Annotated in this window: 25 protein-coding genes; 7 read left to right on the top strand and 18 right to left on the bottom strand. The window is 29.7% G+C overall.

The features are described 5' to 3' along the window. The first annotated feature begins 181 nt into the window (after positions 1-181). The gene (lpxD, locus tag AC34EU_RS07380) at positions 182-1,174 is read left to right on the top strand and encodes a UDP-3-O-(3-hydroxymyristoyl)glucosamine N-acyltransferase (protein WP_489696149.1); all 993 of its coding nucleotides are present in this window, start codon (positions 182-184) and stop codon (positions 1,172-1,174) included. A gap of 13 nt (positions 1,175-1,187) precedes the next feature. Here lpxD and AC34EU_RS07375 read toward each other — a convergent pair whose 3' ends face one another. From AC34EU_RS07375 to AC34EU_RS07310, 14 genes are all read right to left on the bottom strand, one after another. Continuing rightward, positions 1,188-1,892 (bottom strand): 6-phosphogluconolactonase, encoded by a 705-nt coding sequence (locus tag AC34EU_RS07375; protein ID WP_487534510.1) that lies wholly within the window; start codon positions 1,890-1,892, stop codon positions 1,188-1,190. Between the two features lie 9 nt (positions 1,893-1,901). Beyond that, positions 1,902-3,488, bottom strand: coding sequence for a S8 family serine peptidase (locus AC34EU_RS07370; RefSeq protein ID WP_487534509.1), 1,587 nt, complete (start codon positions 3,486-3,488; stop codon positions 1,902-1,904). Between the two features lie 13 nt (positions 3,489-3,501). Then, positions 3,502-5,298, bottom strand: coding sequence for a sodium:solute symporter family protein (locus AC34EU_RS07365; RefSeq protein WP_487534508.1), 1,797 nt, complete (start codon positions 5,296-5,298; stop codon positions 3,502-3,504). Positions 5,299-5,310: 12 nt separating this feature from the next. Next, positions 5,311-6,684: a family 4 glycosyl hydrolase gene (locus tag AC34EU_RS07360; RefSeq protein WP_487534507.1), complete on the bottom strand. Its 1,374-nt coding sequence runs from the start codon at positions 6,682-6,684 to the stop codon at positions 5,311-5,313. A gap of 79 nt (positions 6,685-6,763) precedes the next feature. Continuing rightward, positions 6,764-7,735, bottom strand: a complete 972-nt coding sequence (locus tag AC34EU_RS07355; RefSeq protein WP_489666743.1) for a phosphotransferase — start codon at positions 7,733-7,735, stop codon at positions 6,764-6,766. Beyond that, positions 7,732-8,643: a nucleoside hydrolase gene (locus tag AC34EU_RS07350; protein ID WP_487534505.1), complete on the bottom strand. Its 912-nt coding sequence runs from the start codon at positions 8,641-8,643 to the stop codon at positions 7,732-7,734. The genes AC34EU_RS07355 and AC34EU_RS07350 overlap by 4 nt, the downstream gene beginning before the upstream one ends. Further along, positions 8,643-9,326 carry a DUF2461 domain-containing protein gene (locus AC34EU_RS07345; protein ID WP_487534504.1) on the bottom strand — a complete coding sequence of 228 codons (684 nt, stop codon included), beginning with the start codon at positions 9,324-9,326 and terminating at the stop codon, positions 8,643-8,645. Before AC34EU_RS07345 ends, AC34EU_RS07350 begins: the two co-directional genes overlap by 1 nt. A gap of 270 nt (positions 9,327-9,596) precedes the next feature. Continuing rightward, the gene (locus AC34EU_RS07340) at positions 9,597-10,415 is read right to left on the bottom strand and encodes a prohibitin family protein (RefSeq protein ID WP_487534503.1); all 819 of its coding nucleotides are present in this window, start codon (positions 10,413-10,415) and stop codon (positions 9,597-9,599) included. A gap of 44 nt (positions 10,416-10,459) precedes the next feature. Next, positions 10,460-11,206, bottom strand: coding sequence for a 3-oxoacyl-[acyl-carrier-protein] reductase (gene fabG / locus AC34EU_RS07335; RefSeq protein WP_487534502.1), 747 nt, complete (start codon positions 11,204-11,206; stop codon positions 10,460-10,462). Continuing rightward, positions 11,207-12,079, bottom strand: coding sequence for a succinate--CoA ligase subunit alpha (sucD, locus tag AC34EU_RS07330; RefSeq protein WP_487534501.1), 873 nt, complete (start codon positions 12,077-12,079; stop codon positions 11,207-11,209). A gap of 21 nt (positions 12,080-12,100) precedes the next feature. Further along, positions 12,101-12,667, bottom strand: coding sequence for an elongation factor P (efp, locus tag AC34EU_RS07325; protein ID WP_487534500.1), 567 nt, complete (start codon positions 12,665-12,667; stop codon positions 12,101-12,103). Between the two features lie 2 nt (positions 12,668-12,669). Further along, positions 12,670-13,455, bottom strand: coding sequence for an acyl-ACP--UDP-N-acetylglucosamine O-acyltransferase (lpxA, locus tag AC34EU_RS07320; protein ID WP_487534499.1), 786 nt, complete (start codon positions 13,453-13,455; stop codon positions 12,670-12,672). Between the two features lie 2 nt (positions 13,456-13,457). After that, positions 13,458-14,855: a bifunctional UDP-3-O-[3-hydroxymyristoyl] N-acetylglucosamine deacetylase/3-hydroxyacyl-ACP dehydratase gene (locus AC34EU_RS07315; RefSeq protein WP_489696148.1), complete on the bottom strand. Its 1,398-nt coding sequence runs from the start codon at positions 14,853-14,855 to the stop codon at positions 13,458-13,460. Next, positions 14,852-15,070, bottom strand: a complete 219-nt coding sequence (locus AC34EU_RS07310) for a hypothetical protein (RefSeq protein ID WP_487534497.1) — start codon at positions 15,068-15,070, stop codon at positions 14,852-14,854. The genes AC34EU_RS07315 and AC34EU_RS07310 overlap by 4 nt, the downstream gene beginning before the upstream one ends. 142 nt (positions 15,071-15,212) lie before the next feature. Here AC34EU_RS07310 and porX point away from each other — a divergent pair, with 142 nt between their 5' ends. The 3 genes from porX to AC34EU_RS07295 are packed head-to-tail and all read left to right on the top strand — an operon-like array spanning position 15,213 to position 17,543. Then, on the top strand, positions 15,213-16,766 hold the full coding sequence (porX, locus tag AC34EU_RS07305; RefSeq protein ID WP_487534496.1) for a T9SS response regulator signal transducer PorX: 1,554 nt from the start codon (positions 15,213-15,215) through the stop codon (positions 16,764-16,766). A gap of 11 nt (positions 16,767-16,777) precedes the next feature. Next, the gene (tsaE, locus tag AC34EU_RS07300) at positions 16,778-17,185 is read left to right on the top strand and encodes a tRNA (adenosine(37)-N6)-threonylcarbamoyltransferase complex ATPase subunit type 1 TsaE (RefSeq protein ID WP_487534494.1); all 408 of its coding nucleotides are present in this window, start codon (positions 16,778-16,780) and stop codon (positions 17,183-17,185) included. 1 nt (position 17,186) lies between these two features. After that, a complete protein-coding gene (locus AC34EU_RS07295) occupies positions 17,187-17,543 on the top strand; it encodes a hypothetical protein (RefSeq protein WP_487534493.1) in 357 nt (118 codons plus the stop codon). On the opposite strand, the gene AC34EU_RS07290 is transcribed toward AC34EU_RS07295, so the two are convergent. Then, the gene (locus AC34EU_RS07290; RefSeq protein ID WP_487534492.1) at positions 17,533-18,702 is read right to left on the bottom strand and encodes a proline dehydrogenase family protein; all 1,170 of its coding nucleotides are present in this window, start codon (positions 18,700-18,702) and stop codon (positions 17,533-17,535) included. The genes AC34EU_RS07295 and AC34EU_RS07290 overlap by 11 nt on opposite strands. Before the next feature lie 87 nt (positions 18,703-18,789). Between AC34EU_RS07290 and aroB the strand changes: the two genes are divergently transcribed. Beyond that, entirely contained in the window at positions 18,790-19,857 is a 1,068-nt protein-coding gene (aroB, locus tag AC34EU_RS07285) for a 3-dehydroquinate synthase (protein ID WP_487534491.1), read from the top strand. Here the strand turns inward: aroB and AC34EU_RS07280 are convergent. The 3 genes from AC34EU_RS07280 to AC34EU_RS07270 form a co-directional block, all read right to left on the bottom strand. Next, positions 19,854-22,442 (bottom strand): phosphoenolpyruvate carboxylase, encoded by a 2,589-nt coding sequence (locus tag AC34EU_RS07280; protein ID WP_487534490.1) that lies wholly within the window; start codon positions 22,440-22,442, stop codon positions 19,854-19,856. The genes aroB and AC34EU_RS07280 overlap by 4 nt on opposite strands. Positions 22,443-22,450: 8 nt before the next feature. Continuing rightward, a complete protein-coding gene (locus AC34EU_RS07275; RefSeq protein ID WP_487534489.1) occupies positions 22,451-22,933 on the bottom strand; it encodes an Lrp/AsnC family transcriptional regulator in 483 nt (160 codons plus the stop codon). 88 nt (positions 22,934-23,021) lie between these two features. After that, on the bottom strand, positions 23,022-24,128 hold the full coding sequence (locus AC34EU_RS07270) for a M14 family zinc carboxypeptidase (protein ID WP_487534488.1): 1,107 nt from the start codon (positions 24,126-24,128) through the stop codon (positions 23,022-23,024). Positions 24,129-24,362: 234 nt separating this feature from the next. Between AC34EU_RS07270 and AC34EU_RS07265 the strand changes: the two genes are divergently transcribed. Both AC34EU_RS07265 and AC34EU_RS07260 read left to right on the top strand, forming a co-directional pair. After that, positions 24,363-24,752: a helix-turn-helix domain-containing protein gene (locus tag AC34EU_RS07265; RefSeq protein ID WP_487534487.1), complete on the top strand. Its 390-nt coding sequence runs from the start codon at positions 24,363-24,365 to the stop codon at positions 24,750-24,752. Positions 24,753-24,765: 13 nt separating this feature from the next. Beyond that, positions 24,766-25,140 carry a DNA topoisomerase IV gene (locus AC34EU_RS07260; protein ID WP_487534486.1) on the top strand — a complete coding sequence of 125 codons (375 nt, stop codon included), beginning with the start codon at positions 24,766-24,768 and terminating at the stop codon, positions 25,138-25,140. The last annotated feature ends 59 nt before the right edge of the window (positions 25,141-25,199 follow it).

Here is a 25,199-nt window from a genome sequence, read left to right as displayed (position 1 = left end):
GAACAAGAAAAAACAACTAGTAAAGCTAAAAGGAGAATCCTGCGCACTTCGTAAATATAAGAAAATTTTAAATTCTTATTCTAAGAAAGTGCTTAAGCTTATTTAGACTTATTCATTGTTTTAACATAATGTTTTTAAGTTTAAGAATATATACTATTTTTACATTAAATTAAAAAAATCAATGAAAACTTATACTTTAGATGAGATTGCTCAGTTTATCTCTGGTAAAATTCATTTTGAAAAAAAGATTGCCTTCAATGGTTTAAATGATCTAAAGAATGCTTCTGAAGATCAAATAACATTTATTGGAAGCCGTAAGTTTGTGAAATACTGGAATGATTCAAAGGCAGGTGCAGTCATTGTAAATGAATCAATAAAAATTGAAAACCAAGATAGACCTATAATTTATGTTAAAAATGCTGATATTGCTATGGCAAATTTATTAGAAGTTTTTTCTCCTAAAAATGGACCTGTTTTTGAACAAGATATTCATCCGTCAGCTATTATTCATCCTACTGCAAAACTGGGTAATGATATTAAAATAGGTGCCTTTTGTTATGTAGGCAAAGGAGTAGTTATTGGCTCAGGAAGCACCCTTTATCCAAATGTGAATATTTTTGATGATACAACTGTAGGTGAGAATTGTGTTTTTTGGTCTGGAACAGTGGTAAGAGAAAATTCAGTCATTGGAAATAACTGCATATTTCACATCAATGCAAGTATAGGTGCAGATGGTTTTGGGTTCAGGCCTGCGCCAGATGGTTCAGGACTCATTAAATTACCACATATTGGAAATGTAGTCATTGGAAATGATGTAGAGATTGGAGCAAACACCTGTATAGATAAAGCGAAATTTAATAGTACTATTCTAGGAGATGGATGTAAAATAGATAACCTGGTTCAAATTGCACATAATTGTATATTAGGAAAATCTTGTGTTATGTCAGGGAGCTCTGGTCTGGCAGGGTCTGTAGTGTTAGGAGATGGTGTTATGATTGGTGGTGGAGCAAAAATTAAAGATCACGTCACTCTTGGCTCAGGTGTTAGTGTAGGTGCATGTTCAGGAGTTATTTCAGATTTTTCAGACGGAAAATCTATTCTTGGATATCCAGCTGCAGAATCAAGAGATACACTAAAACAGTGGGTCACTTTAAAAAAATTAGCAAAAAGCTAAAATTTTTAAAAAATCAATTAGATATTAAGCATTCTACGTTCTTGTGAAGCCAAAGAAAAGAGGCAGGACAATCAGTAGATATATCACCCGACAATAAGTCTGCTTTGGCTTTTTCCTTTCCTTTTCCTGATATAAATATTATTATTTTTTTAGATGATAAAATTTGATTGATACTCAAAGTAAATCCACTTTTATAAATTATGTTTTCATTTAATACCATTTCATGGTTTTGAGATTCCTTTGATAATTCAGCAACATATGGTTTTATATAAAGAGGAGCTCTAGGCTCTATAAAACCTAAATGACCATTTTTACCAAGTCCAAGTATACACAAATCAATTGGACCTGTATTTTTTATTACTTCATAAACCCTAACACATTCAACATCAGGATTCTTAGTATTTGCATTATATGATATATACCTATCTGAATTTATATTTAATGGTTTTAAGATGTTTGACTTAATATACTGCTCACAAAAACCTACTTTATCAGTTTTAGAACCTATTAACCATTCATCTAACTTCAAAATTCTGACCTTAGAGAAAAAGTCATGATTGTCTGTAGAATACTTTTTAAACTCTTTATAAAGACCAATTGTTGAGTTGCCAGTAGCTACTGAAACTAAAGAATTGGGTTTTTTTTTAATTAAATCAATAGATATTTCACATCCGTAGGAGCTCATTGATGAATAATAATCAAACCTTTTAATATTCATAAAATCAAATCAAAATTTTAATTTGAATTTTTTTATACTACCTGAAGGATCTCTTTCTTTAAAGTCTGAGGCTAATAAAAGAGCATTATATAAATTAACCATTTTACCTGACTTCGAAAAGTTTTTTCTATCAGAAACGTCCTCAGAATTAGGCTTACTCAAAGACTTACTCATATCAACACCTGACTCCATGATGATTTTTTTAATTGAAGATGCTGACAACTTAGGGTAGAAGGAACGCAATACAACTGCAACACCTGTAACATTAGGAGCGGCCATTGAGGTCCCGTTTAAATATTCAAATTCACCATCTAAAACAGAAGAATAAATTTGATGTCCTGGAGCAAATAAATCAACATTATTTGATCCATAATTAGAAAAATATGCAATTTGTTTTTTATCATAGTTATATGATGATGCTCCAACTGTAAGAAAGTTATTTAAGAATTCTTTTTTATCTATTTGATCAGTTGGATACATTTGATTTAAAGTTGAATCTATATCATTAGAATCATTACCAGCTGCGTTAATAATAAGAACATCCCTTTGTGAAGCATATTTCATTGCATCAATTACCCAATCAGAATGGGGAGAGTATTTTTTACCAAAACTAAAATTTATAATCTTTGCTCCGTTGTCTACGGCATATCTTATTGATAAGGCAACATCTTTATCGTATTCATCACCATCCGGCACACACCTTATTGGCATGATTATTACACTTTGTGAAATACTTCTAACTATTCCACTTACATGCGTACCGTGCTTATGTCTGTCAGAAACATTAGAATCTCCATAATCTCTATCATTAAAATCATCTGGATCATCGCCTACTATTGTCCTTCCATCAAAATCAACGTTATTGTGAATCTCATTACTTGACTGATAGTAATCAATAGCCTCTAAAAAACTTTGCTGAGTCCAATTATTAGATTTTGCATATTCTAAAAATCTAACCGCTTCATCGGACTTAATTGTTTTAGTTGATATCTGTTTGGCTTCTTCCAGACTATAACTATTACTTCCTATTATTGAAGCTATTAAACTATCAGATTTAAATAAAATTCTAGAAAGGTTTTGAACTCGATTTATAGTTTCATTATTTTTGTTAATCGCTTGATCTATTTCATTTTTATAAACTTGACTTAATGAGTCTTCTAAGCTTATTTTTCTATATAATCTAACGTATTCTAGATTCTCCTGATTTGATTCTCCCAAAAAATTCCATCCATTAACGTCGTCTATATACCCATTGTTGTCATCATCTATTTTATTGTTTGGAATCTCATCAGAGTTATTCCATATATATGGGGATAAGTATGGATGTTCAATGTCAACACCTGAATCAATAATTGCTACTATTACACTTTTACCTTTTTGATTTTTAATCAATTCCTTATTTGCTTTTAAAACACTCATTCCAGGAATCATATCAGAATTTATATCTAATAGTGACCACTTTTCTTTTATGTCTTCGCTTAATGATTCTTTATTATTATAATCATTAGCATTAAAAGTTATTGGCTGTCCTATAAACTTAAATGAAGAACAACTTACAGAAATATATAAAATTGTAATAAGTAAAATCTTTTTCATGATTTTCGTTTAATTAATTGTTAGTTGTAAATATTTTTTCGAGTTTTAATATTGTAAATCGACCAAAAATAAGACCAATTATTAATAATAAAAAAGAAATTAAATAATTTCCTATTACTAAATGTCCAACACTAAATAAAGTACTGTTTAGAAATAAAATACCAAGAGCAAAACCTGTCCAGCTATTTATAATCTCTTTACTAGAATTATTAATATTTTTTACCTGATTAGATATTGGACCCCAAAATCCTCTAGGTCGTATTTTTTTATAAAACTCAATTAAATGAGCATTATTAACTGGCTTTGTGAGTAAAGTAACTATTAAGCTTAGTATTGTTGAAACAACAAGAATTATTGTTGCCCTAATAAGTGAATATTCATCCTGATATAAAATTGATAACTTGTTGATTAAACCTTCATTAATTAATCCAGCTTTATATAAACCATTCAACAACACCAAACCATTGGCTAGTAGCAATGCAGAAACCATACTTGTGATTTCAGACCAAGCATTAATTCTCCACCAATACCACCTTAACATTCCTATGACAGCAACGCCTGACATTACCTCTATAATGTATATCCATGCATTAGAGATGCTATCCATTTGCCATGCAGTGATACCTGATAATAATAATAACAAAACAATACTAAGTCTTGAAATTAGCAGATAGTGCTTATCACTTGCATTTTTTCTAATAAATCTTTTGTAAATATCATTAACCATGTATGATGCTCCCCAGCATAAATGGGTGTCGACAGTACTCATGAAGGCTGCCATAAATGCAGCTACCAATAGCCCCTTTAATCCTGCAGGAAGCACTTTTGCAATCATCATAGGATAAGCCAATTCTGGATCCGCAATTAACTCAGCAGGTGCAGTAGAAATTGGGAGAAGTATTATTGAACCTAAACCAACTACAATCCACGGCCAAGTTAAAATCACTATGCTCGCAACAGCAAACCACAGTGAAGCTTTTATAGCGTGTTTTTCATTCTTAGCAGAAAACAATCTTTGTACTATAAAACCATCACCCTGAGCCTGTCCAAGCCACAAAACACCTATTAAACATATAAATGAAATCATTTCAATTGAACCAATATTAGATATATTGGGCATCATATCTAAAACAGCAGGAGGAGCATCAGCGGAAGCAAGAATTTTATTAGATAATTCTTTAGGTCCTCCAACATTTATCAAAATAATAATTGCTAAAATAATTGTACTAAGCGTTCCAACAGTAAAGTGAAACATATCTAATATCACAACACCTTTGATTCCTGAAATTAAAGTATGTAATAATGCAAATGTTAGAGTAATTACTAATGCAAATTCAGCACTCCAACCTAACATTACACTTGAAAACTTTAACATAGCTAAAATAACCCATCCCAATGTGATGCAATTTTTAAAAATTCCATAAAAACCAGCAGTAAATGCTCTAAGTGTAGATGCTGAATTGCCACTATACCTTAGTTCAATTAGCTCTGCATCAGTAAGTATTTCAGCACGTCTCCAATTTTTTGCATAAAAAAATACCATCATGATTATGCCAGTTCCAAGATACCACCACAACCAATTACTATAAATACCTTTAGTCCTAACTAAAGCTGTAACTGCTAATGGTGCATCAGTTGCAAACCAAGTAGCTGCAATTGATGTTCCTAATAACCACCAAGGAAGGCTTCTACCAGCAACAAAAAAGTCAGTTATGTTTACATTCTTATGTTTTACTAAGAAAACTCCAATAAAGACAGAGATAAGCAAATAAACTATAATTACTACCCAGTCTAAAAATATAAGGTTCATAATTAAATTTTGTTACTTAATGATTGGCAAAACATCTTTTTGAAGCTCAAGCATTTCATTGCACATATCAACTGCATTTCTATATGAATTGACAGTCGGCTCAATAAGAATAGCTTGCAATAGTTTATCTTTTGATTTTTCATTGTAAGCCTCTACTAAAAGCTTGTGAATGCTAGCATGCAATCTAATAGTCGCTGCTATAGCTTCTGGTATTGGATCCATCTTGATTGCTTTAATTCCATCAGCATCACAATATGCAGGAACTTCTACAACTAGGTCATCAGGTAAGTTTGGTATAGCTCCATTATTGGGAATATTTACAGCTTCAAGCCATTTTTTTTCGTTTGAAACAACTGACTCCATTATAAGTGTTGCAATTTCACCTGAACTTTTAAAACTTCCGTCTTTATTTTCTAATTGAATTTCTTCAACTGAACCAACTGGAAGAAGTTTTTTATCCCAATCTTTTTTCCATTTTCGATTATAATTAACTCTATCGACTGTGTAAACTCCTTCAGGTATTTGATTGTTTTCCCATGGATGTCCGTCAATAGGGTCATAAAAAAATTGTAATTGAGGAATAACAAATTCTTCAGCCCATCTAATATATTCGCCATAATGGTTTGATGCAGGTGAAGGCCATTGACCAAATCTTCGAAACAATATTCTTCCTAAAGCAAGTTCATGCCACTTTGCCATCCAATCTCCATCTTTTTCAATGGATTTAAGTTTAGGATATAAGTCCTCTCCTGTTGACTTTTGTTTGATTTCTTGAAACCAACTAAAGTGATTCATTCCGCATGCTTTAGTTTGTAAATCCGAAAGAGGAATATTTAATAATTCTGATAATTGTGCTCGACCCATAAAAACACCATGACAAAGACCAACTGTGTTTATCTTAGTTAATCGAGTTACAGCTTCACATATCTTATGTTCAGGATTTGAAAAATTTAAAAGTATTGATTTGGGACACAATTTCTCCATATCTCTAGCTAAATCAACTATTGTTTTAATATTACGTAATGCATGAAATAAAGACCCCACTCCTCCATTTTCACCATAAACTTGTTTAAAACCATATTTTCTTGGAATATGAAAATCCTGTGACCAAAATATATTTCGATCTTTTTCCAATGCACAAATAACAAAATCTGAATTACTGATCGCCTCCTCTCGATCAACTGTTTTTATAATTTTTGCATTACGATTTAGTCTTACATTAACATACTCTGCATGTTTATAAACATGATCTAAGTGAGATAATTCAATATCCATTAAATAGAGCTCAATTCCATTTTGACAAAGAGTGTCACTCAATAAAATATCTTGAACTATAATTGGGCCAAACTGAATACTTCCAGCTCCTATATATGCGATTTTTATCATATTATTTAACCTATTAAAATTTTATTATATGAGAAGTTGATCTTTCAATAATACAAATAATTTTAGCTTTTAAAATCAATTAATTTAACAAAAGATTTTTTGAAAATTTTAATAATTTTTCTTTTTCATCAAGCGATAAATTAATTGGCAATTGAGCTAAACCTATAATTCTCCTAATCACCTCAAAGCCAGTATAGTGTTTAACTAATTCCCGGTCAACTGATCTAGAGTAATAATTAATTATATCATTTAAATATTTTTCTTCTAAAGTGGTTATAATTACATGGGCTATGAAAACTCCTAGATCAAACTCCAAATCTCCTATAAAACTAAATTCAGGATCAATTATGAATATTTCTTTATCATTTTGAATCCAACTTCCAGGGTAAAAATCACCATGTAATAAGGTTGATCCTTTTTTTAAATACCGGTCTCCAACAATTATTGATTTATTTTTTAAAGACTCATTATTAATAAATGAATGTGCAAGATTCTCAAGACCTGGTTGAACAGAATCTAATGAAAAACCATTTTCTATAATAAACGGTAGTATAAAAATATGTTGATGGTTTAATTTCTTAAGCTCACTATTTAAAGGATATTTAACATTATACTTACACGAATGAATGTCTTTTAATATCTTGGCAAGCTTAATTATTGATGCTTTGTCTATTTTTCTCTTTTTGTAAATACTCGAATAATCTTCTGACACACCTAGATCCTCAATTATCATAAAAAAACCTTCTTTAGTATAATTTATTATTTTAGGAAAATGGTCCTTACTCTTAATTTTACTAGTCGTGTTATAAAAGCTATATTCTACATCAATTCTTTCTATTGGAGCTGGAATATCTTGATATTTTTGAACATAAGGTCTTGATTGTTTAAAAATAAAAGAGCGTCTATTTGTTTTAATTCTTAAAACCACATTCATATTTCCTTCTCCAGCCTTAGTAACATTTAATAAATCCTCATTCTCAAATAGAATATTATACTTAGTAAGTAGTACTGTTAATTCAACGATTGATGAATTGATACTAATATTTGTCATTGGTTGATCTGATTAAACGTTTGCATCTTATCCCAATATCTTTTTTTTATTTCTGAAACATTAATCTTTGTAAAGATTTTAATTTTACGATGTAAATTATCCGAAGGAGAATCAAAAAGCTCAAATTGTGAGTAATTGCCATTTGCTATAGCTTCTATAATAGCTATATCCCACATTATCCATTGTTTCTTTCCTTTGTCTTCATCATCCCACCATCTATCATAGGAGTCCCATCTATCTATCAAATATGAACCTAAAGAATTATTGCTTGATAAATAAACATCTAATTCATTTCTTTTAAAAATTAAGTGCTGAGATGTAGTAGCTGTCATAATTGAAAGATCAAGATCTAAAGAGTTAAGTAAAAAATTTACTGCCAAAGGATCATTCCTAGAATTGAATTCATTTTTATTATATGAATTAGTTTTTGGGTTATGCCAAAAGCCTAAATAATAAACTTTTATTTTATTTAAAATATCTGGTGCATTAATTATTGCAGTTGCAACATTTGTACATGAACCTAAAATAACAATATGTAGAGGGTTTTCATTAGTATATAATCGTGCATTTTTAATTATAAAACTCGAGGCTTGAGAATTATTAATATTTGAAATGTCACTAATCGGACTAGGACTGCCTAACAGTGAAGGTATTGAGTTTATATTAGCTAATTTTAAAATTTTATCATTTATAATTTTACTCTCTAGCGCTGTGTTAGAAGAGGCTAAAGGAGAGGTGTTAAATTGAGAGGCGGTAATACCAATAATATTAAAGCTTGGCTCGGATAAAGCCCCAGAAAGAGCAAATAAATCATCTACTTCATTAGCTGTATCGGTATCAATTATTATGGGGATTTTTTGAGCATTTAAAAGACTCATAAATAAATAAAAAAACAGTAAAGCTCTCATTATATATCATTTTCTAAAATCGATATCCCATTTAAATCTGAAGTAAGAACTGTTGACATATAGTTAAGGAAAGGCCTCATTGTTTTAAAATCATAAGATATATTATTAATAAAATTTGATGAAAGAACTGAATCATCATTATAATTTTTAATAAAAATATATCTTTTCATTCTAATAAGATCAATATTAGAATTATCTTTTGAAAAACCTCTAGGTGCTGTTTTTAGTGGGTCACCATCAATACTTCCCCAATTGTTTTTGAATGACTTTTCATTTATAATTTGTCTGAACTCATCAGAATCAAGTTCAAGCTCCTTTCTTATCCTTAATAAATCTTGCTTATTAGGATTAAAAAAACCACAGGCAACAAAACTTTCAGTTGGTTTTATATGAAAATAATAGCCTCCTCTTAAACTTGGAGTGCTTCTTTTAAATGAAAGGCCTAAATTAGTTTTGTATGGTGTTTTGTTTTTTGAAAACCTTACGTCTCTATAAATTCTAAACACTTTGGAATCTTTTATATTATCATGCTTATTAAGTTCATCAATCACTCTTGAAGAAAAAAACTTAATTTCATTTTGAATATTTATAAATCTAGACTTATTATCTTCAAACCAAACTCTATTATTATTTAGCTTAAGATCGTTCAGAAACGAAAATGTTTCTTTATTTATATTTTGCATTTTTAATAAAAAATTAATAATTTAAAGATATAGAAAACCCTCAAGCCATATTAACTTATAGGGTTGAAAAAACCAAACAAACTGACCTTTCTCTGTTATTAGTTTACAAGAATAGATTAACAAAGGCAAGGCTTGTAATAACAAAAAAGCCCGCTTGACAATATCAAACGGGCTTTTTTCATTTATATACAATAAAATCAACACGTTCGAATGTGCGATGGCATGTTTAGATTATGTGTGCAAATTAAATTCATTTTTAAGATTAAATAATTAGTTGTTTCCTAATATAATTGGCATTCCTGTTTTTCCAGAGCCAATTACAATAACTTTTGCATTAGGCGACTCAGCTAATTTTAAAGTTGCTTCAATTCCTTTCTCTTGAAGTATTTTATCCGTCAACGAAGCGCTTAATATTCGATTTGCTTTAGCTTTACCTTGTGCATCGATTAATTGTCTTTCTGCTTCTTTAATAGACTTTGCAATTCTAAATTCATATTCCAAAGCTTCTTGTTCTTGACCTAACTTTCTCTCTATAGCTTCTTTTATTGCTTGAGGAAGTGCAACATCACGAACTAAAACAGCATTTAATTGAATATATTGATCTTTAACAACTTTTTTTGTTTCTTCAAATATTTCATTTTGAATTGCATCTCGTTTTGTAGAATACAATTGCTCAGGAGTATATCTTCCTACAACTGATCTAGCTACAGCTCTAATTTGAGGTATCAAAACTATATTCACATAATTTTCTCCCTTTTGTTGATGTAAAAAACCTAGTTTTTCTACATCTGGCTGATATAAGACAGAAACATCTAATGTTATTTCAAGACCATTTGACGAAAGTACTTGCATATTTCCTTCAAAAAACTCTTGTTGCTTTACATTATATAAGAAAACTTTATTCCAAGGTGAAATTATAGTGAACCCTTCACCTAATGCAGGCTCATCTGTTACAACACCGCCTCCAAAGGTTCTAAATAAAACTCCCGCTTCTCCATAACCAATATTAACTGATGATCTGGAAATTAAAATTAAAATAAAAAATCCCACTGCGAGTATGGGTAATCCGATTTTTGGTAGTCGTTGCATAATAGTTAGTTTTAAAAATTAATAGTTCATTTATTTGTTATTTGTTAGGTTAACATCCCTCCGTCAACATTAATAACTTGGCCGGTAATATAAGAAGATAAATCTGAAGCTAAAAAAACACATGCATTAGCTACATCTTCTGGAGTACCTCCTCTTTTCAAAGGTATACCGTTTCTCCATTTTTCAACAATTTCTTTAGATAATTGTTTTGTCATTTCCGTTTCTATGAACCCAGGAGCTATAACATTACTTCTTATATTCCTGGAGCCGAGCTCTAAAGCTATAGATTTAGAAAATCCAATAATACCAGCTTTTGAAGCTGAATAATTTGATTGACCTGCATTTCCCTTGACACCAACAACAGAACTCATGTGAATTATAGAACCCTTTCGCTGCTTTAAAAAAGTTTTTTGAACAGCCTTAGTCATATTAAAAACAGATTTTAAATTTACTTTAATAACATCATCAAAATCTTTTTCGCTTAATCGCATTAATAAATTATCTTTTGTTATTCCTGCATTATTTACTAAAATATCAATACCTGGAAAATCATTTAATACAGTTTCAATAAGCAATTCAGAATCAGAAAAACTAGAAGCATCACTTTGATAGCCCATAGCTTTTACATCATATGATTCTAGTTCTGTAATTAGTTTGTTGGCTTGTTCAACAGATTTTGAATAGGTAAAAGCTACATTACAACCTTGTTTAGCAAATTCTATAGCTATACCTCTTCCAATACCTCGAGAAGCTCCAGTAATAATTGCACTTTTGTTATTTAGAACTTTCATTTAATTTAATATTTGAGATACTTTGGCTCCAATTTTAGCAGGAGAATCAACAACATGAATACCGCACTCTTTCATAATTCTTTTTTTTGCTTCAGCAGTATCATCAGATCCACCTACGATTGCTCCAGCGTGTCCCATTGTTCTTCCTTTTGGCGCAGTTTCCCCAGCAATAAAGCCTACAACTGGCTTTGGATTTCCTTGTGATTTAATCCAATAAGCTGCATCAGCCTCAAGTTGACCGCCAATTTCTCCAATCATAACTATACATTTAGTTTCAGGATCATTCATTAATAATTCTACAGCATCTTTAGTAGTTGTTCCTATTATAGGATCACCACCTATTCCAATAGCTGTTGTTATTCCCAACCCCTCTCTAACAACCTGGTCTGCAGCTTCATAGGTCAATGTGCCTGATTTAGAAATAATCCCAACACTACCCTTTTTAAAAACAAAACCTGGCATAATTCCAACTTTTGCTTCACCAGGAGTTATTACTCCTGGACAGTTAGGTCCTACAAGAATAGCTCCTTTTTTCTTTACATACGGAGCAACTTTAACCATGTCTGCAACAGGAATTCCTTCTGTAATAGCTATTATGACTTTTATTCCAGCATCAGCAGATTCCATTATTGCATCTCCAGCAAATGCCGGAGGAACAAAAATAATTGAAGTATCAGCCCCTGTTTCATTAACTGCTTCGGCTACAGAGTTAAAAACTGGCTTATTTAAATGAAATTGACCTCCCTTTCCAGGAGTCACACCCCCAACAACATTGGTTCCGTAATCAATCATCTGAGTAGCGTGAAAAGTTCCCTCTCCACCAGTAAACCCTTGAACAATAATTTTAGAACTTTTATTAACTAATACGCTCATTTATAATTTTTATTAAGTTATTTATTCCTTTACCCTCTCTTGATAAAGCCCTTTTTCAGTTTCAATTTTAATTTTATCTCCTTCGTTTATAAATAAAGGAACGTTTATCCTAGCACCTGTTTCTGTTATGGCAGGTTTGGTTGCGTTTGTAGCAGTATTTCCTTTTATACCAGGTTCAGTTTGAGTGATTTCTAAAATAACACTTGCAGGCATGTCAACCGAGAGAGGCATTCCATCTTCTGAATTAATTGAAATGGTAACTATTTCACCTTCCTTTAAAAACTCTGAAGAATCAATAATATTTTTATCAATATTAATCTGTTCATAATTATCTGTATTCATAAAATGAAATTGATCAAAGTCATTATAAAGAAATTGAAATTTATTAGTTTCAACTCTTATAGATTCAATTTTATGACCTGATGAAAAAGTATTATCAACTATTTTTCCTGAAGAAACACTTTTTAGTTTAGTCCTTACAAATGCTGGTCCTTTCCCAGGTTTTACATGAAGAAATTCAATCACCTTGTATATATCATTATTAAACTTAATGCAAACTCCTTTTTTTATATCTGATGTGTTTGCCATATTTAATTTTTTTGAAAATACCCCTTCATTATTCCTCTTTGAGAGTTTTGAATAAAGTTTAAAATCTCATCTCTTTCTGGAGAAGCTGTCATTTCTGCTTCGATTATCTCTGTTGCTTGAGTAGTATTATACTTTTTCTGAAAAAGCAACCTATAAATAGTTTGTATCTCAGTAATTTTATCAGAGGTAAATCCTCTTCTTCTTAATCCAACAGAGTTAATTCCTACGTAAGAAAGTGGCTGTCTAGCTGCTTTAACAAAAGGTGGGACATCCTTTCTTACTAGAGACCCTCCAGCAACAAAAGCATGATCTCCTATAGTACAAAATTGGTGAACTGCAACAAAGCCAGCAAGTATAACGTGGCTTCCTATTGTAATATGCCCTGCTAAAGTACTGTTGTTTGAAAAAATACAATTGTTGCCAACTACACAATCATGAGCAACATGCGAATAAGCCATAATTAAACAGTTTTTTCCAATCTTTGTTTTCATTCTATCAGAAGTTCCTCTATTAATAGTAACTGATTCTCTAATAGTTGTATTATTTCCGATTTCAGCCGTAGTGTCTTCCCCATCAAATTTTAAATCTTGAGGAACAGCAGAAATAACTGAACCTGGAAAAATATTACAATTTTTTCCAATTCTAGCACCATCCATTATTGTAACATTTGGACCAATCCAAGTGCCTTCTCCAATAACAACATTATTATCTATAGTGGTAAAAGGTTCAATCACAACATTTTTGGCAATTTTTGCACCAGGATGCACGTAAGCTAAGGGTTGATTCATATCTATCTTCTTTTAATTTGGGCCATTAAATCTCCTTGAGTAGTTAAATTTCCATTTACGTAAATATAACCACGCATATGACAAATACCTCTTCTAATTGGACTAATTAATTCTAATTTAAAAATCATTGTATCCCCAGGATGTACCGTTCTTTTAAATTTAACTTTATCAATTTTCATAAAAAGAGTAATGTAATTTTCTGGATCAGGAACAGTATTTAGTATTAACACTCCGCCAGCTTGAGCCATAGCTTCAATTTGTAAAACGCCAGGCATAACAGGTGCTCCGGGGAAATGACCTTCAAAGAAAGGCTCATTCATCGTGACATTTTTTAAAGCTATTACATGATTATCTGAAAGTTCAAAAATTTTATCCACTAACAAAAAAGGAGGCCTGTGAGGTAATATTTTCATTATCTCTACGACATCTAATAAAGGTTTTTTATTTATATCTACATATGGAATATTTTTTCTTTTCTCTAGCTTAATTATATCACATAAAATTTTTCCAAAGCAAGTATTAACCTTGTGTCCAGGCTTATTAGCAATAACACGACCCCGTATTCTTGTTCCAACTAAAGCAAGATCTCCAATAACATCGAGTAGTTTATGTCTCGCCGCTTCATTTGAATAATGAAGAGTTAAGTTGTCTAAAATTCCATTAGGCTTGACACTTAATTTATCTTTTTTAAAAGCTTTTTTTAACTTTTCCATTGTAGCTTTTGATGGAGGTGTATCAACATACACAATAGCATTATTTAAATCTCCACCCTTTATTAAGCCATTCTCCAAAAGAGTTTCCAGTTCGTGAAGAAAACTAAAAGTCCTTGCAGAAGAGATTTCATTTTTAAAATCAGTAATGGTTTCAAGAGATGCATTTTGAGTTCCCAACACTTTAGTGCCAAAATCTACCATTGTTGTAACTTGATACTCATCAGAAGGAATAATAGTTATTTCACTACCCGTTTCTTCATCTTTATAACTTATTATTTCACTAACAACATACTCTTCACGTAGAGATTCTTGATTTTGAATTCCAGCCTTTTCAAGTGCTTCAATAAAGAACTTGGATGAACCATCCATTATTGGTGGTTCTGACGCATTAATTTCGACGAAACAATTGTCAATATCTAAGCCAACTAGCGCTGCTAAAACATGCTCAGAGGTTTGAATTTTAATTCCATCTCTCTCAATATTAGTTCCACGATCTGTATTTACAACAAAATTAACATTTGCGGAAATTTGATTATGACCTTTAATGTCACTTCGAATAAACATGAAGCCAGTGTCTTCTGGTGCAGGCAAAAATGACAACTTTACCTGGGCGCCAGTATGAAGACCTACTCCCTCTAAAAAAACAGGTTTAGCAATAGTTTTTTGTGGAACAGTTTTTAAAATCATGATTTAATATTTATTTCAAGTTTAAAAACATGCTTAGCCTTTGCAACAAAAGTATTGATTGCATATAAATATTCAATGTATTTTGAATTTAATAAAAACATTAAACTACCTGCTCGAACTTCTTCAATTTCAGAAAACACATAAACAGTTAAATTAGACACTAACTTCATAGTTTCATATAGTTTAATTACAATTTGTTTGACTGTAAAATTCATTCGTGCAAAATTAGCAAAAAACAATGAATTGTTTTTTAAGTTCCTGTAAAATCATTAGTCATGAAATTAAATTGCTTTGAATAGCATCTCATAAATAGAATAAAATGTAATTTTAAAATTAATTTAATTTTATTAAAAATTGATGAAAGTGCCAAGAATTTTATGGGTAGACGATGAGATAGATCATTTAAAGCCTCATATTTTATTTCTTAAAAATAAAAGCTATGACGTTTTAACCTGTACAAACGGTCTTGACGCAATTCAAAAAATAAAAAATAATCAATTTGATGTTGTTTTATTGGATGAAAATATGCCTGGATTAAATGGCTTAGAGACTCTTAACGAATTAAAAAAAATTAATTCTGAATTACCTGTTATCATGATAACTAAAAATGAGGCAGAACATATAATGGATGATGCTATTGGTGGAAAAATATCAGATTATTTAATCAAACCAGTAAATCCAAATCAAATATTAATTGCATTAAAAAAAATATTAAATACAAAAAATTTAATTGACAAAAAGGTAATTCAATCATATCAAAAAGAGTACAGGAGTATCTCTAATTCTTTATTAGAATTAAGTTCTGTAGATGATTGGGTCTTTTTATACAAAAAAATGACATATTGGGAGCTGGAGCTTCAAGAGTTGGATGATCCAATTATGTTTGATATTTTTAAAAACCAAATGAAAGAAGCAAATTTTCATTTTTCAAATTTTATAGAAAAAAACTATTCGGAGTGGATAACAAATAATTCAGAGACTCCAATTTTATCAAATAATATTTTTAAAAAGAAAGTTTTACCGTTTATCAAAGAAGATCAAACATGCATTTTTCTTTTAATAGATAATTTAAGGTTAGATCAATGGAGAATAATCAGTCCCTTAATTCAGCAATTTTATAGCCTACACAGTGAAGGGTGTTATTTTAGCATATTACCAACAGCAACTCAATATTCAAGAAATTCAATTTTCTCTGGATTAACACCTCAAGAAATGCAAAAACAATTTCCTTTATGGTGGAAAAATGACAATGAAGAAGGAGGAAAAAATCTTTTTGAATCTGAATTTCTAGAATCACAATTAAACAGATTAAATAAGAAAATAAAGTTTAGCTACAATAAAATAACTTCTATTTCAGATGGAAAAAAATTAATAAAAAATTTAAAAAAATTTAAATCAGAAAATCTAACTGTTATTGTTTACAATTTTGTGGATATGATATCTCATGCTAAAACTGAAATGGAAATAATAAAAGAACTAGCTCCAGACAACAAGGCTTATCGGTCTTTAACCCTTTCTTGGTTTAAGAATTCTCCTCTTTTTGAATTCATTAAGTCTGCTAAAAATGATGGATTTAAACTAATTGTAACAACAGATCACGGAACTATTAATGTTGAAAAACCTATAGAAATAAAAGGAAGAAAAGAAATAAGTTCTAACCTTAGATATAAATCTGGGAGAAGCATGAGTTATGACGAGAAAAAAGTTGTTGAAGTAAAAAAATTAAATGAGTACCATTTACCTAAATCATTTATGGACAGTTCATTTATTTTTGCAAAAAATGATGATTATTTTGTTTATCAAAACAACTTTAATCACTTTGCAAGTCTTTACAATAATACTTTTCAGCATGGAGGAATTTCAATGGAGGAAATGATAATACCTTTTGCAACTTTTCTACCTAAAAAATAAGCTTTAAACTAATGGAAATAAGCTATTCACTTTCTGAAATTGATATAATTGCAAAGAAAATTTGTGATTCACTAAGGTATCCAGTAGTAGCATTTAATGGGCCAATGGGTGCAGGTAAAACAACGTTAATTAAATCAATTTGCAAATATCTTAATTTTAAAGAAAATATTTCAAGTCCAACATTTTCATTAGTGAACACTTATGTGAATTCTTCAAATAAAATTATTCATCATTTTGATTTTTACAGAATAGAATCTTTTGAAGAAGCTTTAGATTTTGGCGTTGATGAATACTTGGATTCAGGCAACATGTGTTTTATGGAGTGGTCTGAAAAAATCTCTTCATTATTGAATTACCCTATTAATAGAATAGAAATCAAAGTTATTGATAATGATAAACGTAAAATAAATTTATATTAAAATGACTTTCATAAAACGACTTGGCTATTATTTAATTGGACTTTCAATTGGAATTGTGATACTATCATTTATTTTTAGTGGTAAAAAAACTAGCTGTAATTATGGTCCGGAGGCAAGAGTTAAGAGTCAACTTCTCAGAAAAGAAATGCATATACCTAGTTCTATACTTAAAAAGGACGTTACAAATGAATTAATTAAAGATTTTATTAAAAAATCATCAATTAATTTTTCTGAAAGTAATACTAAAAAAGATTCTTGTAAAACATATATTTTAAATGGGTATTTAATATCAAAATACACTTCTGTTGAAGTTGAAAATTGTTTTAAAACTGTAACAGTTTTAGGAATTAAGTTTTAAGCTCTTTCCTTCTTTTTAATTCTTTTGATATCATGTCTAATTCACGGTTAGATTGTCCCGAAACTGATGAATTTTCATTTGCTCTTCTGATTAAGTATGGAACTACTTCTTTTACTGGTCCATATGGTAGATACTTTAGGACTCGATAACCACTTTCAGCCAAAGAAAAAGTTATATTATCACTCATTCCATATAACTGACCAAAAGAAAGGTTTTGATGATCCTTAGGTAAGAAGTTTTTAGTTGCTAAATCAATTGCTTTATTAGCACTCTTTTCATTATGACTTCCCAAAAGCATACAAAAACGATCAATATTTTTAAACATAAAATCAATCCCTTTATCATACTGAATATCTGTTTCTTCTTTGGTGTCACAAATGGGACTTGGATAGTTGTTTTTCAAAGCTCTGGTTCTCTCAATTTCCATATACGCGCCTCTAACAAGTTTTACCCCAACCTTAAAACCATGCTTTAAAGATTTTTCATTTAATGATTTTAAATATTCAAACCTATCATTTCTATACATTTGAACAGTATTAAATACTATTGGCCGTTCTTTATTAAATTCTAACATCATATCTTCGACTAATTCGTCAATAGCAGGTTGAATCCAACTTTCTTCAGCATCGACAAAAACACTTATTCCAATTGATTTAGCCCTACTGAATGTTACTCTAAAGCGCTCAATAATTCTTTTCCATTCTTCTGACTCTCCTTTAGTAAAAGAAACATTACTGCTTTTTTTTTCAAATAAAATAGTCGAACCATATCCAGTAGGTTTAAATACAGAAAATGGTAACGATAAATTGATTATTGAAGCTTCTAAAGTTTTTATAGTTGAATTAAGACAGTCATCATAGTCTTTTTCAGAATTTGCTCCTTCAACAGAATAGTGAAGATATGATTTAACATTTTTAGTGGCCAATAAATTAACAATTTTTATTGAATCTTTTTCATCAATTCCTGCACAAAAATGATCGAACACGAACAACCTAATTAAACCATCTACAGGTAAACGTAATTTAACTGATATCATAATTAAAAACTTACCTAAACCAACCAAAAAAGGATATGATATAAGTTTGAACAATAAATACGCTCGCTTTAGTTCAAAATTATTTTTTATAGAAAAAGCAGTTTTAGTACTCTTAAAACTCATTAATTTTTTTTTCAAATTTAAAAGAAAAAACTATACAGAATTGCTAAAAATAATCTTATTCCAACATAAAAACTTTATTTTTGAATAATGAATGGAATCAAAGCAAGAAGCTACTCTGTAGAATTTAAACAAAACGGGTTTAATAAGCTCGAAAAGTTAATTGAAAATAATGATTATTCATCTGTGTTCGTGATAGTTGACACAAACACAAGGGAGCATTGTCTTCCTGTGTTTAAAAAAGAGATGTCCCAACCGTTTGATTTTAAAATAATAAGCATATCTCCAGGAGAAGAATTTAAAACAATAATTTCCTGTCAAAACATTTGGCAAATACTTTCAGATAAAGGAGCAGATAGAAAAAGTTTAATTATTAATTTAGGAGGAGGAGTAATAACTGACATGGGAGGTTTTATTGCATCTACATATAAAAGAGGTATTGACTTTGTTAATATTCCAACCACTCTTCTTTCTATGGTTGATGCATCAATTGGTGGCAAAACAGGGATTGATTTTGGAAATATTAAAAATCAAATTGGTGTAATTACAGATCCTATACTAGTGATAATAGAATCTGGTTTTTTAAAAACTTTAAACCTCAAAGAGTATAGAAGTGGTTATTCTGAGATGTTAAAACACGGATTAATCAGCGACAAAGACTACTGGAATAAACTTTTAATTTTTCTTAAAAAAAACACTTTAGAGATCCTTCCTCTTATATATAAATCAATTGAAATTAAAAATAAAATAGTTCTAAAGGATCCCTTTGAAAAAAATCAAAGAAAAATTTTAAATTTTGGTCATACAATTGGACATGCAATTGAATCATACTTTATTAAATCTGATCATTTAGAAAAGCTCAGTCATGGAGAAGCAATAGCAATAGGTATGATTATAGAAGCTTCCATTTCTGTAGATAATTGTTCTTTAAATCAATCAGATGCTAATGAAATAAAAAATGTTTTTGATTCTGTCTTTTCTAAAATTAAAATTGACATCTTGGATCAAAATAATATAATATCTCTAATAAAATTTGATAAAAAAAATAGTCACGGAAATGTTAATTTTGTTTTACTAAAATCAATAGGTTTTCCAATTATAGATTTAAAAGTAACAAATAGTCAAATAAAAAAAGGATTTCTTTTCTATAATTCTTAGGCTGAATTTCTACTGGCATTAATATTTCCAAATAATGAACGGGTTACCATTTTTTTGTATACTTTCAAAAGATTCGAATTTAAATGATTTTCCTTTTTATTTTTTTGAATTTGCATCAAGGCAAATTGCTGTATAGTAATTAATGGCTGAACTATCGCTTCTCGAATTTCGATAGAAGCTTTTCCAGCTTGTTCATTTTCCATTAAAGATTTATAGCCCGTTAGCTCCAATATCATTTTTTTACTTAGTAAAAATTCATCATGAATAACATTCCAAAATTCACCGTATTCAGGATCTTCTGAAAGATATGACGTTAATTCAAAAAATGATTTTGTTAAACTCATCATACTATTAGCTATAAGAGTTCGAAAAAAAGAGCTGTTGTTATAAAGATTTTTAACTCTATTAAAGTCTTTGTTAATTTTAAAAAAATTTAAAGAAGTTCCTACCCCAAAAAATCCCGGAACATTTTGTTTTGACTGACTCCAACTACCAACAAAAGGAATAGCTCTCAGGTCTTTCAAAGAAAGCTCTTTACTTTTTCCTCTTTTTGAAGGTCGACTACCTATATTAGTTTTTGAATAATAAGGAAGGGTTGTTATGTTTTCTAAATACTTTAAAAATTTAGGGTGAGACTTGAAATTCTCATAAGCCTCATGACTTAAATCAGAAATATGATTTAGTGTGCTTCTGTCAGCTTCACCCAAATTATTAGAATCACTCTCAAACATTTGATTTTTTATACCAGAACTCAATAATTGTTCTAAATTAAATTGAGAAGATTCTAGAGTTCCAAAATTTGAACTTATAGTTTGACCTTGAATAGTTAATTGAATATCATCAGCTTGTATTATATTGCCTAAAGAGTTGTAAAATTCATGTGTTCTACCTCCCCCTCTTGCTGGGGGACCTCCTCTTCCATCAAAAAATGCAATTGAAATATTATGTTTTGTTGCTAGCTTACTTAATTCTTCTTTTGCTTTGTATATACTCCAATTAGCCATAAGATATCCACCATCTTTTGTGCCATCTGAAAAACCTAACATTATGGTCTGTTTCATGTTTCTTGTTTTTAAATGACTTGAATATGTTTTATTTAAAAACAATAATTCAATAATTTTAGAGGAATTTTTTAAATCTGAAATCGTTTCAAATAAAGGAATAATATCAACTTTAGGTTTTTCCCAATCACTCAATCGAAACATAGCAAAAACTTGAAGTATTGATTCTAAGCTATTACAATTGCTAATTATATAACGATTACATCCCTTTTCTCCATTAGACTTTTGAATTTCTTTCATAACACGAATACTCTTAAGTGTTTCAAAAGTGCTTTTATTGTTAAAAATAGAGGGGTTGATATTTCCACTAAGCTCTGTTAATAATTTACATTTTGATTTAGAATTTAAATCAGAGTATGTTTTTGAGTTTTTTTTAACTAAATTTTTTAAATCATTATGGTTAATAATATCATTAAAAACTGAATTATGAATGCTTGAGTCTTGACGCAGATCAAGGCTGGCAAAATAAAAACCAAATAATTTAACTTTATGAATTAAATCAAGAATTAAATCTCCATATAAACCATCGTATTTCTCTTGAATTAATTTATAAATTAGATCAAGTTCACTTTTTAAATAAGATAGTGTAAGTTCATCATATGATGAGTTAATCAAGCTCTTATATATTTTGTTTTCTAATTTTTCTATCCTATTTAAAACTCCTTCGAAAGTGAGTTTTCGTCTTAATAAACGAAGTGATCTGTAATAGTTACGTAAAATTGAATGTTTTAATTTTTTAGCAGTCTTAAGTGTAATTTCAGGAGTTACGTATGGGTTTCCATCACGATCTCCACCAGGCCAAAATCCAAAATCAAAAATTGAATTTTCTAATTCATTTTTTCCATCAAAAATATTTTCATTCAAGTAATTAACAATGCTTCCAGCTGAATTATAGAATATATTCTCTAAATACCAGATGAGACTTGTGGCTTCATCATAAGGTGATGGCTTTTCACTTTTATAAAAACGCGTTCTACCCAGTTGATTTAATGATTTTTTAACATTACTTAGAGAATTGTTACTGATTGATGAAGAAAGATCATTGATGATTCCCAGGACAGTGTCTGGATAAAATTGAGTTGGATGAGCAGTAAGAACTATTCTTACTCTAAAATTATTTAAATAGTCTTTTAACTTGCTTAAATTGTTTGAACTGATAGCTTCTTCTTTAATATGCCTTAATGTTCCTCTTCCATGCATATTATTTACATAAGAAAATCCTGCATCTTCTATTGCATCAAACAAAACAATTTGTCTCTCTATATATTGAATAAAATGAAACAACAGCTCATTTTGCTGATCAATAGAATGGTTAGGTAAAATTTTATTAAAAAAAGTATTAATTATTTGCTGTGGATTATCACCTTTTTTATATCCATTGTCACAATATTCCTTGAACAATGGAAGCATTAGTGATGTTTTTTTTATGCTAACAAATGGTAATGTTAAAAACAGGCTATTGTATATTTGATATTTGGATTTAACAACTTCATTAAACCGATCAATTTTGGGCTTTCTAGCCATAGAAATAATTATAGGTTATTAAATATACTATGCATCAATCTCTTTTTGTCATTTATACTTTCCTCTAAAGAAATCATTGATTCTGTTCTGCTAACTCCTTCAATGTCATCAATTGAAAAAATTATATCTTTAGCATGACTTGTATCCTTTGCTCTTAATTTACAAAATACATTAAATCTACCAGTAGTTATGTGGGCCACAGTAACATTTGGTATAGCATTTAACTCACTAAGTACTGTCTTGATTTTTTTAGTTTTAGCTAAGAATATACCAACATATGCAATAAAAGAGTATCCTAACTGCTTGTAATCTAAATTAAGTGAAGAGCCTTTAATAATTCCCGCATCTTCCATTTTTTTTACACGAACATGAACTGTTCCTGGAGAAATAAGTAATTGTTTTGCAATTTCAGTGAAGGGAATTCGAGTATTGTCAATTAAAATATCAAGTATTTGTCTATCAACTTCATCAATTTTAGGTATATCGTTCATAAATAATATAATTGTTGTTGTTATATCAATAATAATGATTATTTAATGAATTTTAATATTATTGTTAGTAATATAACGAAATAGCTATTTATTTGATAATTTTATTTATTTCTGATTGAGCTTGTAAAAAAGGCTTTTGTTTATCAAAAACAATCTTATTTTTAATTTCTGTTAATTCAATTTGAATTGACTGGTGAGAAAGCCCTGTCCAAAAATCAGCATAATCAATCATGTATGGAACAAAATTGATTTTAGAGCTCTCTAATTCTTCTTTGAAATTAATAACCAACTCCTGATTTTTATATTCTTTACCTTGGTCAACTATAGAAACACCTTTTATTAATAAATCACAGTAATCATTTTTGTTTTCCGGAATATTAAAATATTGGTCTGTTGTATAATTATTATAATCTCCACTAGATATAATCTTAATCGAATCAATTAATGCCTTTAAGACATAGTTAGTGGTTATATTTCTATTGTAATCATTAGGGTAATGTCCTGCTTCAAATAAAATAGTCGAAGTTCCAAGGTTAGAAAACTTGTCTCCTACACAGTTAATATTAAATAAATCATCATATCGTCCTATTTGACCAGGAATATCAATTTGAAGGGCTTGATTGACAGCTGCTATTACTTTCATGGATTTCGACCTTGAAGAAGAAATAGAGCCTTCAGGGCCTCCTGAGGGGGCTAATAAAGATACTGTGGCCGGTAATCCCATATGGCCAGCAGAGTATAACGAACGCTGACCGTGTAAATTAAAGCAAAAGTCTGGTTTAAAGCCATTGAACATGTTCGATAAAGCCTTACTCTCAGATTGAGATAAATCAACCGCATCTCGGTTTAAATCAATACTATTTGAATTAAGTCTTGTGTATTGTGCTGCTCCATCAGGATTAAGTTGAGGAATTATATTGAGAGTTAACTTACTTATAAGTCCTCTATGAGTGGGGTTTTCAAGTAATTCTAATAATCTACAAAGTGCTTTTGTAGTTGTAGTTTCATTACCGTGCATTTGAGACCAAATAAGAACCTTTATAGATCCATCACCTATTTTAATACCATAAATAGGCCTGTTTTCTTCACTATAACCTATAATTGATAATTTATCTAAGTTTTTTAATCCCCCTAGAAATAAATTTAGCTTATCTGGATTAAGGTAACGATCAATAAATTTTTCTTTAGCTGACATAACATTTGTAAAAATACTTTAATGCATGTTAATTTTTGTAAACAAAAAAAATTACACATGTATACAGGTTTAATCCTTAAAAGTTATGATTTGTAAACACAATTTAATAATAATAAATTAAATACCTTAATATCAGTAATTTAAATGTTGTTTATAAAGTAAAACTTTAATTATACAGGTCTTTTATAGCTTAGTATATTTATCGTATATTTATAAATATTATAATTGTTTACAATGTTAAACTACTCTGAAGTCACAAAAAGAATTGAAAAAATTATTCAAGACAATGAATTAACTGCTTCTGGTTTTGCAAAAAAAATTGGAGTTCAAAGATCTTCAATTTCCCATATTATGTCCGGAAGAAATAAACCGAGTTTAGATTTTTTAATAAAAATCACTGATTTTTTTCCTGAGACTTCCCTCTCAGAGCTCGTTTACGGTGAAAAACCACATAAACCCCCCCACTCTATCATCAGAACTGATCCAGAGGCTTTAAATGATCCTGAAATAAGTAATACTCAATTAGCGGTCAAACCAAGTCATGGTCAAACCAAAAAAACAGAAAAATCATTAATCATGCTTTATTCTGATGGTACTTTTGAAAAATATGACCTAAAGAGTTAGTATTTTTGTAAATATGAAAGTGCTTTTTTATTGTATTCCACTATTTATAACCATCTCTTGCTATACCCCCAAAAGAGATTGTATTCCCTTTCACAATGGAACCTTTGAATTTGAGACTATTGTCAATAATAGTCTTGAAACTTCAAGGTTCATAAGAAACGATACACTTGAGATAGAATTCTATCAAGGGAAAGTTGACTCTGCTTCGATTCGATGGGTAAATGATTGTGAGTGCATTTTAACTAGAATACACCCAGAAACCAATCAAGATAAAAGACCAATAAGAATGCGAATTTTAACTACAAAAAAAGACAGCTACACCTTTGAATACTCATTAGTTGGAGATTTGAAAAATACGCAAAGAGGTGAAGTAACCAAAGTAGATTAAAGTGAAATTTATTTTTTTAATAGCATAAAAACTGCTAAAGCAATTAATATAATTAATAC

The sequence above is a fragment of the Candidatus Marivariicella framensis genome (assembly GCF_982709265.1).
Note: the sequence above shows the minus strand (reverse complement) of the source record. Positions and strands in the feature narration are given on the sequence as shown.